The sequence below is a fragment of the Ruegeria sp. A3M17 genome (assembly GCF_003318255.1).
GTDB lineage: Bacteria > Pseudomonadota > Alphaproteobacteria > Rhodobacterales > Rhodobacteraceae > Ruegeria.
Window position 1 is genome coordinate 229,968 of sequence record NZ_QOCF01000031.1, and the last position, 12,238, is coordinate 242,205.

The 12,238-nt window shown below is 55.5% G+C and carries 16 protein-coding genes and 1 pseudogene; 1 reads left to right on the forward strand and 16 read right to left on the reverse strand.

Annotated elements, in window-relative coordinates; genetic code table 11:
* Positions 1–213: 213 nt before the first annotated feature.
* A complete protein-coding gene (locus tag DS906_RS18160) occupies positions 214–834 on the reverse strand; it encodes a 2OG-Fe(II) oxygenase family protein (protein WP_113791487.1) in 621 nt (206 codons plus the stop codon).
* A 144-nt stretch (positions 835–978) separates the two neighbouring features.
* On the opposite strand from DS906_RS18160, the gene DS906_RS18165 reads away from it, so the two are divergent.
* Complete coding sequence (locus DS906_RS18165; RefSeq protein ID WP_113791488.1) at positions 979–1,524, forward strand: peptidoglycan-binding protein; 546 nt, start codon at positions 979–981, stop codon at positions 1,522–1,524.
* 198 nt (positions 1,525–1,722) lie between these two features.
* On the opposite strand, the gene rplP is transcribed toward DS906_RS18165, so the two are convergent.
* The 15 genes and pseudogenes from rplP to DS906_RS18235 form a co-directional block, all read right to left on the reverse strand.
* On the reverse strand, positions 1,723–2,136 hold the full coding sequence (gene rplP, locus DS906_RS18170) for a 50S ribosomal protein L16 (protein ID WP_113791489.1): 414 nt from the start codon (positions 2,134–2,136) through the stop codon (positions 1,723–1,725).
* Positions 2,137–2,148: 12 nt separating this feature from the next.
* On the reverse strand, positions 2,149–2,859 hold the full coding sequence (gene rpsC / locus DS906_RS18175) for a 30S ribosomal protein S3 (RefSeq protein WP_113791490.1): 711 nt from the start codon (positions 2,857–2,859) through the stop codon (positions 2,149–2,151).
* Positions 2,859–3,239, reverse strand: coding sequence for a 50S ribosomal protein L22 (gene rplV, locus DS906_RS18180; protein ID WP_008756532.1), 381 nt, complete (start codon positions 3,237–3,239; stop codon positions 2,859–2,861). The genes rpsC and rplV overlap by 1 nt, the downstream gene beginning before the upstream one ends.
* Positions 3,240–3,242: 3 nt before the next feature.
* Positions 3,243–3,521, reverse strand: a complete 279-nt coding sequence (gene rpsS, locus DS906_RS18185) for a 30S ribosomal protein S19 (RefSeq protein ID WP_010437056.1) — start codon at positions 3,519–3,521, stop codon at positions 3,243–3,245.
* 3 nt (positions 3,522–3,524) lie between these two features.
* Positions 3,525–4,367 carry a 50S ribosomal protein L2 gene (gene rplB, locus DS906_RS18190; RefSeq protein ID WP_008757664.1) on the reverse strand — a complete coding sequence of 281 codons (843 nt, stop codon included), beginning with the start codon at positions 4,365–4,367 and terminating at the stop codon, positions 3,525–3,527.
* A gap of 252 nt (positions 4,368–4,619) precedes the next feature.
* Positions 4,620–5,303 (reverse strand): hypothetical protein, encoded by a 684-nt coding sequence (locus DS906_RS18195; RefSeq protein ID WP_113791491.1) that lies wholly within the window; start codon positions 5,301–5,303, stop codon positions 4,620–4,622.
* A 356-nt stretch (positions 5,304–5,659) separates the two neighbouring features.
* A pseudogene (locus DS906_RS18200) lies at positions 5,660–5,749 on the reverse strand (50S ribosomal protein L23); the annotation flags it as partial.
* Between the two features lie 5 nt (positions 5,750–5,754).
* On the reverse strand, positions 5,755–5,931 hold the full coding sequence (locus DS906_RS22325; RefSeq protein ID WP_050605905.1) for a hypothetical protein: 177 nt from the start codon (positions 5,929–5,931) through the stop codon (positions 5,755–5,757).
* 245 nt (positions 5,932–6,176) lie between these two features.
* Entirely contained in the window at positions 6,177–7,211 is a 1,035-nt protein-coding gene (locus DS906_RS18205; RefSeq protein ID WP_113791492.1) for a fatty acid desaturase, read from the reverse strand.
* 272 nt (positions 7,212–7,483) lie between these two features.
* Positions 7,484–8,494 carry an aldose epimerase family protein gene (locus DS906_RS18210; protein ID WP_113791493.1) on the reverse strand — a complete coding sequence of 337 codons (1,011 nt, stop codon included), beginning with the start codon at positions 8,492–8,494 and terminating at the stop codon, positions 7,484–7,486.
* A gap of 133 nt (positions 8,495–8,627) precedes the next feature.
* The gene (locus DS906_RS18215; protein WP_058272362.1) at positions 8,628–8,924 is read right to left on the reverse strand and encodes a 50S ribosomal protein L23; all 297 of its coding nucleotides are present in this window, start codon (positions 8,922–8,924) and stop codon (positions 8,628–8,630) included.
* Positions 8,921–9,538 (reverse strand): 50S ribosomal protein L4, encoded by a 618-nt coding sequence (gene rplD / locus DS906_RS18220; RefSeq protein ID WP_050605826.1) that lies wholly within the window; start codon positions 9,536–9,538, stop codon positions 8,921–8,923. The genes DS906_RS18215 and rplD overlap by 4 nt, the downstream gene beginning before the upstream one ends.
* On the reverse strand, positions 9,535–10,260 hold the full coding sequence (gene rplC, locus DS906_RS18225; RefSeq protein ID WP_058272361.1) for a 50S ribosomal protein L3: 726 nt from the start codon (positions 10,258–10,260) through the stop codon (positions 9,535–9,537). Before rplC ends, rplD begins: the two co-directional genes overlap by 4 nt.
* 18 nt (positions 10,261–10,278) lie before the next feature.
* The gene (rpsJ, locus tag DS906_RS18230) at positions 10,279–10,593 is read right to left on the reverse strand and encodes a 30S ribosomal protein S10 (protein ID WP_008756422.1); all 315 of its coding nucleotides are present in this window, start codon (positions 10,591–10,593) and stop codon (positions 10,279–10,281) included.
* 216 nt (positions 10,594–10,809) lie between these two features.
* Positions 10,810–12,051, reverse strand: a complete 1,242-nt coding sequence (locus DS906_RS18235) for a dipeptidase (RefSeq protein WP_113791510.1) — start codon at positions 12,049–12,051, stop codon at positions 10,810–10,812.
* Positions 12,052–12,238 lie beyond the last annotated feature (187 nt).

A 12,238-nucleotide genomic window follows, 5' to 3' on the forward strand; every position in this document is an offset into this window, starting at 1 on the left:
CGCGGCGTTGTAGGTCTGGATCGAGAGACTGAACGCCGAAGATTCGGGAGACAGTGGTCGAAAAAGAAAAACGTAAGCGTGCCTCACATGGTTCATGACGACACATATTGCAAGGTTTTTCGACAACTCGAAGTGAAAAGTGATTGGCAGGGGCGCCGCCCATTCGTCTCGCAATCGCTACACTGGTACAATTGCCGTGTCGTGAACCGGCGTTCACTCCCACTTGTAGTTGAAGCTGACGCTGATCCGCTCATCCTCGGCCATATTCATCGGCACCTCATGGCGCAGCCAGCTTTCCCACAGCAGGACATCTCCCACCTGCGGCTTCATATAGATGAACGGCTGCAAATCCCGCCGCCCGCCCTTTAGCCGCGTCGGTGCCGCCATCATGCGGGCCGAGCGGGGGTCTTCCAGTTTCAGCGCGCTCGCCCCTTCGGGCATCGCCACATAGGTCGTGCCGGAAATCACGCTGTGCGGGTGCAGATGGCTGGAGTGCATTCCGCCTTCGGGCAGAATGTTGATCCACAGGTCTTCAAGCTTTAATTCGCCCTCGCCCAGATCGAACTCCAGATCCTTGGCAAAGGCTGCCACATGCTGATCCAAAGCTTTGACCAGATCGGCAAAGATCGGGAACCGCCAAGGCAGATCAGTCAGCGAGGCATAACTGGTGTAGCCGGGATAGCCGTTTTCTTCGCACCATTCCTGCCCGGCCTCATCATCCTCGGCGATGACAAGACAGGAGTTTTCCATTTCCTCGGGATCGATCTTGGGAGCGAATTCGGAAAGGGCTGCGCGATAAAGACGGGTAACGAAGAGTGATTCAATCTGTGCCATGGTCGTTCTCTTACCCCAACTAATTTTGGGATGCGAGGACCGGTTATCAACCGGGAAACTTTCCCCTTCGAACCGACATGGTCAGCCTGTTAGGAATTGTGCGCAGGGGCTTGGCCCTTAGATTTTGAGCGAGAGAGGAATAGCATGTCCATATTGAAAAAAGGCCTGACCGGCGCCCCGGTCAAACGGCTTCAGGAAAAACTTGGCGTCGATGCTGACGGGATTTTTGGCGCGGGCACTGAAAAAGCCGTTCGGGATTTCCAGCAATCCGCCGGTTTGTCTGTTGACGGAATTGCCGGCCCCGACACATTTACAGCACTTGGTCTACATGAACTGGTCCTGCTGCGTCAGGGATCTCGCGGAGATGCGGTCAAAAAACTGCAAGAGGGTCTGGGCATTGGCGCGGATGGCATCTTTGGTGCCGGAACCGCCGCAGCCGTGAAAGAGTTCCAATCCGCCAACAGTCTGGATGCGGATGGTATGGCTGGCCCGGAAACTCTGGCCAAAATCGGCAGCTTTACCGAGATCAATGCCGAGACGGTTCAGAAAGCTGCCGTACAACCAGATGAGGCGCATTTCGAAAGCGAGCCCCTGCCCGAACTTAAGGGCAGCCAAGTCGTGGCCGGAAACGCCGTGGAAGTACCCGAGGAAAAATCCGTATGGGGCAAAGTCAAAGGCTGGTTCTCTTAAGTACCGGCGAAAAAGCCCCCGCGACACGACCAGTGGGGGCTTTTTCTCGTGGTACGGGGTTATCTCATTTGTTTGCCGCAAGACACAAATGACGCTGTGATCTGTTAACCTGTTTCGACCCCAGAAAATGCAAAAAACCCCCGCCAGTTTCCTGGCGGGGGTTTCAATATCAGAAAGTGGGGGGTTACCCCCAATCTCTTACCAGTCTTCGCGAACCACGACGCGGCTCTTGATCGGCAGCTTCATCGCGGCCAGGCGCAGGGCCTCGCGGGCGATGTCGTCATTGACGCCGTCGATCTCGAACATCACGCGGCCAGGCTTGACCTTGCATGCCCAGCGGTCGACCGAACCTTTACCTTTACCCATACGAACTTCGATCGGCTTTGCAGTGACCGGAGTGTCGGGAAAGATGCGGATCCAGACACGGCCCTGACGCTTCATATGACGCGTCATGGCACGACGTGCAGCCTCGATCTGGCGTGCAGTTACACGCTCAGGCTCAAGAGCTTTCAGACCATAGGTGCCAAAGTTCAGATCAGAGCCGCCTTTGGCTTCTCCTTTGATCCGGCCTTTGTGCATCTTGCGGAATTTAGTACGCTTTGGTTGAAGCATATCTTTCCCCCCTTAGCGACGACCGCCACCAGCACCACGAGGTGCAGGGCCGTCCTGGAGTTCCTGTGCTTTACGGTCACGTGCCTGCGGATCGTGCTCCATGATCTCACCTTTGAAGATCCAGACCTTGATCCCGATGATCCCGTAGGGAGTCATCGCTTCGGCTTGTGCGTAATCGATGTCGGCGCGCAGCGTGTGCAGAGGCACACGGCCTTCGCGGTACCACTCGGTCCGTGCGATTTCAGCGCCGCCCAGACGGCCAGCGACGTTCACCCGGATACCCAGAGAGCCCATGCGCATGGCGTTCTGAACAGACCGTTTCATCGCGCGACGGAACGAAACCCGGCGCTCCAGCTGCTGAGCGATGGACTCGGCAACCAGCTGCGCGTCAAGTTCGGGCTTGCGCACTTCGACGATGTTCAGGTGCAGTTCGCTGTCGGTCATGTTAGCAAGCTTTTTGCGCAGAACTTCAATGTCTGCACCTTTCTTGCCGATGATGACACCAGGACGCGCGGTGTGGATCGTAACGCGGCACTTTTTGTGCGGACGTTCGATGATCACACGGGCGATACCGGCTTGCTTGCACTCTTTGTTGATGAACTCACGGATCTTGAGGTCTTCCAGAAGAAGATCACCGTAGTCCTTGGTGTCGGCGTACCAGCGGCTGTCCCAGGTGCGGTTCACCTGCAGGCGCATGCCGATCGGATTTACTTTATGACCCATTAGGCTTGCTCCTCAACTTGACGCACCTTGATGGTGATCTCCGAGAACGGCTTCAAAATCTTGCCGAACCGACCACGGGCACGCGGGCGACCGCGCTTCATGACCAGGTTCTTGCCAACCCATGCTTCGGCAACGATCAGCTCGTCAACGTCCAGGTTGTGGTTGTTCTCGGCGTTGGCGATTGCGGACTGCAGGCACTTCTTGACGTCCTGCGCGACACGCTTGTTCGAGAAAGTCAGGTCGGTCAGAGCCTTCTCGACTTTCTTGCCGCGGATCATTTGCGCAACCAGGTTCAGTTTCTGCGGGCTAGTGCGAAGCATGCGCGTTTTCGCCATTGCTTCGTTTTCAGCCACGCGGCGGGGGTTCTTTTCCTTGCCCATGACTTACTTCCGCTTCGCTTTTTTGTCAGCGGCGTGACCGTAATAGGTACGAGTTGGCGAATACTCACCGAACTTCTGACCGATCATGTCTTCCGAGACGTTGACGGGGATATGCTTATGGCCGTTGTACACACCAAAGGTCAGACCCACGAACTGGGGCAGAATGGTGGAACGACGCGACCAAATCTTGATGACTTCGTTGCGGCCCGACTCGCGCGCTGCTTCGGCTTTTTTAAGCACGTAAGCATCGACGAAAGGACCCTTCCAAACAGAGCGAGACATAGATTAACGTCCCTTCTTCTTGGCGTGCCGCGAGCGGATGATCAGCTTCTGGGACGCTTTGTTCTTGTTGCGGGTACGCTTACCCTTGGTGTCCTTACCCCATGGAGTAACCGGTGTACGGCCTCCCGAGGTACGACCTTCACCACCACCGTGCGGGTGATCGATCGGGTTCATTGCAACACCACGAACCGACGGACGAACGCCCTTGTGGCGCATACGACCGGCTTTACCGAGGTTTTGGTTGCTGTTGTCGGGGTTGGACACGGCACCGACGGTGGCCATGCATTCCTGACGGACCATGCGCAGCTCGCCCGAGCTCAGACGGATCTGAGCGTAGCCGCCATCGCGACCAACGAACTGAGCGTAAGTACCGGCCGCACGTGCGATCTGACCGCCTTTACCAGGCTTCATCTCGATGTTGTGGACGATGGTACCGATTGGCATGCCCGAGAACGGCATTGCGTTGCCCGGCTTGATGTCAGCCTTGGCGGATGCCACGACTTTGTCACCAACAGCCAGACGCTGCGGAGCCAGGATATATGCCTGCTCGCCGTCTTCGTATTTTACCAGTGCGATGAATGCGGTCCGGTTCGGGTCATATTCGATCCGTTCAACGGTTGCCGCGACATCAAATTTGTTCCGTTTGAAGTCAACGATCCGGTAGAGACGCTTTGCGCCACCGCCGCGGCGGCGTGAAGTGATCCGTCCGGTGTTGTTCCGGCCGCCCGATTTGGTCAAACCCTCAGTGAGAGACTTGACCGGACGTCCTTTCCAAAGCTCCGAACGGTCGATCAGCACCAGCCCGCGCTGGCCCGGCGTCGTCGGCTTGTACGACTTGAGTGCCATGCTTTCTGTCTTCCGTTTAGCAAGTGCGGGGTGTTCCCCGCTATGTGATAGGCCCCCGTAGGTGCCAAAGGTATAGGGCCCCGAAGGTCCCCGGTTTCAAATATCAGAGGCCCCGGAACGAATCCGAGGCCACAAGATTGGGTGCATTTAGCAGTGATGGGGGTAGGTGTCTATAGGAACTTTGAAGCTCCTTGGAGGGTCGCCAATCCGACAGCGATGGGAAACGAGCGATAGCTCGCGTCAATCAGCCAGTCAGGGCGCAAAGTTACTCTTCATCTTTGGGACAAGCCCCTTGGAAGCCTTGCAAGCGCGATCTACTATACCTGAAACGCCGTGAAAGGTTCCGTTTTCAATTGCTTTGCACCATGCCGCATTTCTCAACCCGCAATATCCAATGACCGGCAACAAGACTAACGTCAGTAGAGCGCACAGCAAAAATGCCAAATAGACAACGACACGTCGAATGATGCGGGAATGAGGTTTGAAACCGCTTGAATCAAGTTGGGAAAGCGGAGCTATGCATAGCTTCAAAACTCTACCCAAAGGGATTGTATTGCTGCGATAGAGAACGACGTATTTTGTACGTCCTTTTAAGTCAGTGATGGGGCGCACATTGCTTTGATCCCCGTGAATACTTTCTAAAACTTCTTTATCAGTAAGTTCCAAGTTTCGAACTTCAAAAGCAGAAGCAACAAGTGAAAGCTGCGGGTCGTTCGGTGCCGAGGCATACAATTCGATGTAACACATTACTCCCGGTGAGAGCCTGTAGTACATTGGCCACAAAAATAGGGCATAGCGTGGAACCTTCGGAGCTGGTTCAAAACTATCCTTCGCAAACCCGAGTTCTTTGAGTTTCGGAATCAACTCAAACTCAACTTTCTTGCAAATCGGCTCGAATGAAGGCCAGTCACTGAGACAAGCATGGTCAGTGGACATAAACTAATATTCCAAGTTTCAGATTTCATAAAGTGGATCGAACATGCCCATAGTCTATATTCTTGACGTAAATATGGCCGCGCACGCAAACTCATGGTGTCCTTCTTCGTCAACTAATGCGTACCGACGGTCACCCAGTTATTCTGTGTATAGCCTCGCCCGATACGGCATCCGACACAACGTCAAGGACCCCACTGCGACGCGTTGTCGGCGTCTGGAAAATCCTAGCGCTTCGCGAAACGCAAAACACTTCGAGCTCTGCGAAGCACCTTGTTATAATCCGGCTAGCGAGCAAGTAGTGGCAACAAAAAAGCTCTTTCGCGGGGGCCTCTACTTCCCGCCAAAAACGAGTCCGATCAGAGGCCGGTGGACACGCCGATGGCGTTACCCTCTTCCAGGGTCACATACGCTGTCTTGACGTCTTTCCGCTTACCCAACCAGCCTCGCACGATCACTTCTTGTCGCGCGCGGCCTTCTCTTCCTTGGTCAGTTTGGCGTTCCAGACATTCTTGCTCAAACCCAGCTCTGCAGGCGCGGGTTTGGTTTTGCCGACACTGACTTTGCCGCCTTTATCCAGGAACTCCTGAATAAGGGCCTCATCTGTTGTTTCTTTGGGGACATGTTTCATACGTGTATGCCTATCTGCTCTGCGCAGTCGAAGCAACGGCAGCTTCGCGGGGCCAATCTGACAGAGCAAGTTCAGAACAGACATTCAAATAACAAAAAACCCCCGCTCGCGTGGGGGTTTTCGTCTTTTTCCAAGGGCAGTTCCGATCAGAGGCCGGTGGGCACGTCGACGGTGTTACCCTCTTCACGGGTCACATGTGATTTCTTGACGTCTTTCCGCTAGCGCTCCACCCAGCGGATCACCCCTCACCCATACAGCGCGCGCGCCTCGGCGAAGGACAACAAACGGCGGTTATTTTCGTCCCACAGGTGCAACCGCGCGTTGGCGAGGCTCTCACGGATGGTCATCTTGTTGCTGTTGGCCAGCTCATCATGATCGCGCAGCACTTCCGTCAGGCGATAGAACGGAATGCGGCTATACAGGTGGTGCACGTGGTGGATGCCAATATTGGCGCTGAACCACTGCAGCACGGATGGCAGGATGTAATGCGAGCTGCCGTGCAAGGCAGCCTCATGCAGTTGCCAGTCCTTATCAGCGTCCCAATGCGTATCCTCGAACTGGTGCTGTACGTAAAACAGCCATACGCCCGCGGTCGCGGCAATCAGGGTTGAGGGCAGAAAGATCAGCAGCACCGGCATCAGGCCGCCAAAATAGTATACGGCCACGAGGGCAGCCAGAATGGCGAGATTGGTGCCCATCGCGCTGATCCAGAACCTGACGCTGCCCGTCAAACCCAGCGGGACGCGGTTCTGGAACAGAAACAGATAGCCGGGGCCAAGGACAAACAGTGTAATGGGGTTGCGATAAACCCGATACCAGAACCGGTTCATGGGCGTCTTTGACCGGTACTCGGCGACTGTCAAAGTGTGGATATCGCCCATTCCCCGTTTGTCCAAATTGCCCGAGCTGTTGTGATGGTTGGAATGCGTGCGGCGCCAGACGTCATAAGGCGTCAGGGTCAAGACACCGATGACCCGCCCAACCCAGTCGCTGACCGACCGGTTCTTGAAGAACGCTCCGTGCCCGCAATCATGCTGGATCGCAAACAGGCGCAGCAGGAAGGCCGCGTTGAGAACGGCAATCGCAAAAGCCAACCAATAGCTGACCGAAAGCGACATCCAGGACAGCGCCCAAAGTACAAAGAAGGGGATAATGCTTACACCCAGCTCAAAGGAGCTGCGCCACTGGTTCGGCTCGCGGTATTTGGCAAGTGTCGTAACCCAATCCCGCGCGGCGGTCACATCCGGTTTGTCCGGGGTCGAGAGATAGGGTTTTGTCATACGCCTGCCATGTCACTTACATTTGTAGAAACCGCATAGACTACCGATCCGGCATAGCAAGCGAATTCTGGCTGAGGCGATTGTGTCGCGCTCATTTTCTCTGGTTTTGTTGCTCAAGAAAACCTCCGCCTTCGCGGGGGCCTTCAGGCTTGTCCATAGATGGATCCGATCACAGATAGGTGCTCGCGTCGATGGTGTAACCCTCTGCCTAGATCAAAAATGCTTTTTTGTCCCTTTTCCGGCGACCCAACTGGCTATTGAACCGCCTGACCTTAAACCTCGCCCTGAAACACGTATCGTGAAACATGGCGATAGGTTTGACCCTTGCGCAGTACCGCACTGGGAAACCCTTGCTGATTGATTGAATCGGGCCAGACCTGTGGTTCCAACGCAACGCCGGAATAGGGTCCGTAGGACTGGCCACCCAAGCCAACGCGTGGACCTTCATCAAAAGACGCACCGGAATAGACCTGCAAACCCGGCTCGGTCGTCTCGAGTTGCATCGAAAGACCTGAGGACGATCCGGTCAGCATCGCGACAGGGCGACAAGGCAGGCGCTGATCGGACAGGCAGAAATTGTGATCATATGCCCAGCCCCCCAAAGGACGCGGTGACCGTAGGTCAAAGGGCGTGCCCGCAACGCTGAGCGCTTCGCCTGTGGGAATGAGGTCCGCGTCAACAGGGGTATAACGTTCTGCGTGTACCAATAGTTCGTGCTTGCGGATGTCTGCGCCACCGTCGAGGTTGAAATAGATATGCGGGGTCAGATTGCAGAGGCTTGCCGACCTTGTCCGCGCTTCCATTTCGATGCTCAAAGTAGCGCCCGCCTCGACTCGGAAGGTCACGGTCGCTGACAGGTCGCCGCCAAAGCCCATATGGCCATTAGGCAGGGCCTGCTGCAAAGTGACCGTGCCCGATGTGACGCTGGAAATTTCCCAGACCAGACGATCCATACCTTGCGTTCCGCCGTGCAACGTATGAGTGCCCAAATAATTGCGATCCAGATGGTAACTTGCGCCATCCAGACTGTATGACGCGCGCGCAATCCGATTGGCACAACGGCCCACCAAAGCCCCTAAATAAGCGGTGCTGTCTTCATAACCTACGATGTCTGGCCACCCCAATATCAGAGGATGCCCAAAACCCTGCAAACGCAGATCCTGCAGCGTTGCGCCATAGGTGAGGATACGCGCAGAAAGCGCCCGCTGCCCAATGTCGATGCTTTTGACGATCTGGCCATCCCGGGTTTTCCCGAAATCGCGAACCTGCTGTTCAGCCTGCATATCACCCGTCTCACTGCCTTGAGGTCACTGTGCACAGGTCCGGGCCAAGTTCAACGCGGCGAGATGAGCTGCGCCAACAAAAAAGGCCCCTGCATCAGCAGGGGCCTTTTGTTTTTGCCACAGACGGGTCCGATCAGAGACCGGTGCTTACGTCGATGGTGTTACCCTCTTCTAGGGTCACATATGCTTTTTTAACGTCTTTCCGCTTGCCCAACTGGCCGCGGAACCGCTTGACCTTGCCTTTGGTGATGGTGGTGTTCACCGCCTTCACCTTGACACCAAACAGCGATTCAACCGCTTCTTTGATCTGCGGTTTGTTGCTGTCGATCGCCACTTCAAAAACAATCGCGCCGTTCTCAGACGCCATGGTCGACTTTTCAGTGATGATCGGCTTGCGGATCACGTCGTAGTGTTCTGCCTTCGCGCTCATTTCAGACGAGCCTCCAGTGCTTCGACAGCCGCTTTGGTGAGCACCAGAGTGTCACGCTTGAGGATGTCATAAACGTTTGCACCCATCGACGGCAGGATATCCAGACCTTCGATGTTGCGCGACGCCTTCAGGAAACCTTCGTTCACGGTCGCCCCGTCGATGACCAGAGCGCGTTTCCAGCCCAGGTTTGCAACCTGTTTGGCCAGTGCAGCGGTCTTGCCTTCGGCTTCGGCGTTTTCGATCACAACCAGTTCACCAGCTGCCATTTTGGCAGACAGCGCGTGGCGCAGACCGAGTTTACGGAACTTCTTCGGCAGGTCGTGACCATGCGAACGCACGACCGGACCCTTGTAAACGCCACCACCCCGGAAGATCGGTGCCGAGCGAGCGCCGTGGCGTGCGCCACCGGTGCCTTTTTGGCGATAGATCTTCTTGGTCGAGTAGGACACTTCCGAGCGGGTCTTGACCTTGTGGGTGCCAGCCTGCGCGTTGTTGCGCTGCCAACGGACCACACGGTGCAGGATGTCCGCGCGCGGCTCGAGGCCGAACAGATCGGCGTCCAGCTCGATGTTGCCGGCTTTGCCGCCGTCCAGTTTGATTACATCAAGTTTCATGCTTCACCACCTTCCGCGGGAGCTTCTTCCGCAGGTGCTTCAGTTGCAGCACCTTTTACGGCTGCCGGGAAAGGCAGGCCTTCCGGTGCTTTCTTCTTGACGGCGTCCTTGACGGTAACCCAGCCCGATTTCGGTCCGGGAACGGCGCCTTTGATGAAGACCAGACCACGGTCGGCGTCGGTTTTGACGACTTCCAGGTTCTGGGTGGTTACACGGGCAGCACCCATGTGACCGGCCATCTTTTTGCCTTTGAAAACCTTGCCCGGATCCTGACACTGGCCAGTTGAACCGTGCGAACGGTGGCTGATCGAAACACCGTGCGAGGCGCGAAGACCACCGAAGTTGTGGCGCTTCATTGCACCGGCAAAGCCTTTACCGATCGAGGTGCCCGAAACGTCAACTTTCTGACCTTCCAGGAAGTGTTCTGCCGAAATCTCGGCGCCCACTTCGATCAGGCCATCTTCAGAGACGCGGAATTCGGCCAGCTTACGCTTGGGCTCGACCTTTGCAGCGGCATAGTGACCGCGCATGGCCTTCGAGGTGCGTTTTGCCTTGGCAGCACCAGCGCCCAGCTGAACGGCAGTGTAGCCGTCTTTGTCAGCGGTCCGCTGTGCAACGACCTGCAGGCCGTCCAGGTGAAGAACGGTCACAGGGATCTGCTTGCCGTCTTCCATGAACAGGCGGGTCATGCCTACTTTTTTTGCGATAATACCAGAGCGCATAATCTATACCCTCCGATCTTACGACTGCAACTTGATCTCGACGTCCACACCAGCGGCGAGGTCGAGCTTCATCAGCGCGTCAACGGTCTGGGGGGTCGGATCAACGATGTCGAGCAGACGCTTGTGCGTGCGGATCTCGAACTGGTCGCGGGATTTTTTGTCAACGTGAGGGCCACGGAGAACCGTGAACTTCTCGATCTTGTTCGGCAGCGGGATCGGGCCGCGCACGTTCGCGCCGGTCCGCTTGGCAGTGTTGACGATCTCTTGCGTGCTGGCATCCAGAACGCGATAGTCAAATGCCTTCAGCCGAATACGGATGTTTTGGCTTTGCATAATAACAGCCTTTTATCAGGCGTTGAGGTTGAGAGGAGGACAAGCGCGCATCGCCAACCCTCATCGAACCCAAAAGGCGGGAATCACCCCGCCTCGATGTTCTTGTAGAGAACTCGCGCGATCTACAGGGGTTGGTGGGGTTTGGCAAGGGGGAATTGAACTGGGCTCGCTAGAGCTCTCAGACCAGCTTCAGCGCAATTTGCCTGTCACTGAAAATCAGCGTGTGGGGAAAAGCTCTCGAAACTCTTCTCGTATACGCAATCGCTCTGGATACTCCAAAAGGAATTGTTGTGGTGGTTTCCCCTCCCAGACCTGAGCGTAGACACGCATCTTGTTGCCACCATAAATCTTTGCGAGGTCTTCGTTGGAGTATCCGCGTGCCCAAAGATCATCCGTAATGGCGGCCAATATCTTGGCCAACTCGCCATTGCCTGTAGCACCATTGTTGAACGCATCAATCATGTAACCGCCGTCGTCATACATGCTGGCATTCGCGGTCGCGAACTCGACGACGAGCTCAGTTGAAAACATGTCGTCGGTAGCGATGCCCACATGATCTATTCCGACTAACTGCACATAGTAATCGATCATGTCGGCCGCTTGTTTGGGCGAAATATCCTCTGGCCAAACGCCGTCCATCATCCACTCAGTAAACGTCGGAGACACATAGCCACCAGATTCGGCAGCTCTGAGTGCTTCATCGTCTGGAATAGCTCGATAGCAACCGCGCGGTGTCGCGTTCGGTTCGCTCTTATACAAACCCGCAGGTACAGAATGGGTATAGACGAATGGAACGCCGGGATAATTGCTCTCCATATAGGCCATAGCGTCATTGGCCGTCCGAGATCCGGTGTGGCTGAGGTCCAACAGAATTCCGAAACGAACCATCTCGTCAATAACCGACTTGCCCCAAGGCGTCAGCCCGATGTCATTTCCATTGTAGGCCGCCAACTGGCCCGACCCGGTCCTGAAAATGTCATTATAAGCCAAGATCATGCTTTTGATGCCCAAGTCCTTGAGCAGTGCCACCTTCCTGAGATCACCATTCAGGATCGTGGCGGTCTGACTGTTCCAGATGACAGCGGTCTTTCCCTGAGCATGAGCAGCCTCGATGTCTCGCGTTTCATTCACAACCAGATAGTTTTCCGGTTGCTCAGCCATTGCCGCTCGAAAATGGTAGTGCTGCTCCAAGAGCACTTCAAAAGACATATCCGCTGCGGCCAGCGTCATCTCATGGCCCGTAATGCCGCTTTCACGAGCACGGTCAAAATAAGTGTGCAACTGCCCGTATTCCGTCCACCCGGTTCCATATGGGCTGGCGAGCATTCCCAAGACAATTGTGTCTTTCACGAATTGCTTAGCTTCGTCCGAAGCATCCCACGTCTTGCTCTCTTCACTGGCCCAGACAGGAGTCGTTACGGCCGTCAGTACACCCAGAAAGATGGCGAATACTTTCATAGCGGAATTCCTCATTGACACGACGGCTTGGAAGATAATGCAAGCGCACTGGCCCAGAGGATAGCACAAAATTAAATTATTGAATTCTTTGGTAGCAAAAAAGGCCACCCCTTTTGGGACGGCCTTCTTTAGGTCGACGATGTGCCGGGCTGAAGCCCGGCCCACCGACTTACTCGACGATTTTCGA

Bases quoted from the DNA above. Each gene is read 5' to 3' on its own strand.
- DS906_RS18160 (WP_113791487.1), bottom strand. From the start codon at position 834: ATGGCACAGATTGAATCACTCTTCGTTACCCGTCTTTATCGCGCAGCC.
- DS906_RS18165 (WP_113791488.1), top strand. From the start codon at position 979: ATGTCCATATTGAAAAAAGGCCTGACCGGCGCCCCGGTCAAACGGCTT.
- rplP (WP_113791489.1), bottom strand. From the start codon at position 2,136: ATGCTTCAACCAAAGCGTACTAAATTCCGCAAGATGCACAAAGGCCGG.
- rpsC (WP_113791490.1), bottom strand. From the start codon at position 2,859: ATGGGTCATAAAGTAAATCCGATCGGCATGCGCCTGCAGGTGAACCGC.
- rplV (WP_008756532.1), bottom strand. From the start codon at position 3,239: ATGGGCAAGGAAAAGAACCCCCGCCGCGTGGCTGAAAACGAAGCAATG.
- rpsS (WP_010437056.1), bottom strand. From the start codon at position 3,521: ATGTCTCGCTCTGTTTGGAAGGGTCCTTTCGTCGATGCTTACGTGCTT.
- rplB (WP_008757664.1), bottom strand. From the start codon at position 4,367: ATGGCACTCAAGTCGTACAAGCCGACGACGCCGGGCCAGCGCGGGCTG.
- DS906_RS18195 (WP_113791491.1), bottom strand. From the start codon at position 5,303: ATGTCCACTGACCATGCTTGTCTCAGTGACTGGCCTTCATTCGAGCCG.
- DS906_RS22325 (WP_050605905.1), bottom strand. From the start codon at position 5,931: ATGAAACATGTCCCCAAAGAAACAACAGATGAGGCCCTTATTCAGGAG.
- DS906_RS18205 (WP_113791492.1), bottom strand. From the start codon at position 7,211: ATGACAAAACCCTATCTCTCGACCCCGGACAAACCGGATGTGACCGCC.
- DS906_RS18210 (WP_113791493.1), bottom strand. From the start codon at position 8,494: ATGCAGGCTGAACAGCAGGTTCGCGATTTCGGGAAAACCCGGGATGGC.
- DS906_RS18215 (WP_058272362.1), bottom strand. From the start codon at position 8,924: ATGAGCGCGAAGGCAGAACACTACGACGTGATCCGCAAGCCGATCATC.
- rplD (WP_050605826.1), bottom strand. From the start codon at position 9,538: ATGAAACTTGATGTAATCAAACTGGACGGCGGCAAAGCCGGCAACATC.
- rplC (WP_058272361.1), bottom strand. From the start codon at position 10,260: ATGCGCTCTGGTATTATCGCAAAAAAAGTAGGCATGACCCGCCTGTTC.
- rpsJ (WP_008756422.1), bottom strand. From the start codon at position 10,593: ATGCAAAGCCAAAACATCCGTATTCGGCTGAAGGCATTTGACTATCGC.
- DS906_RS18235 (WP_113791510.1), bottom strand. From the start codon at position 12,051: ATGAAAGTATTCGCCATCTTTCTGGGTGTACTGACGGCCGTAACGACT.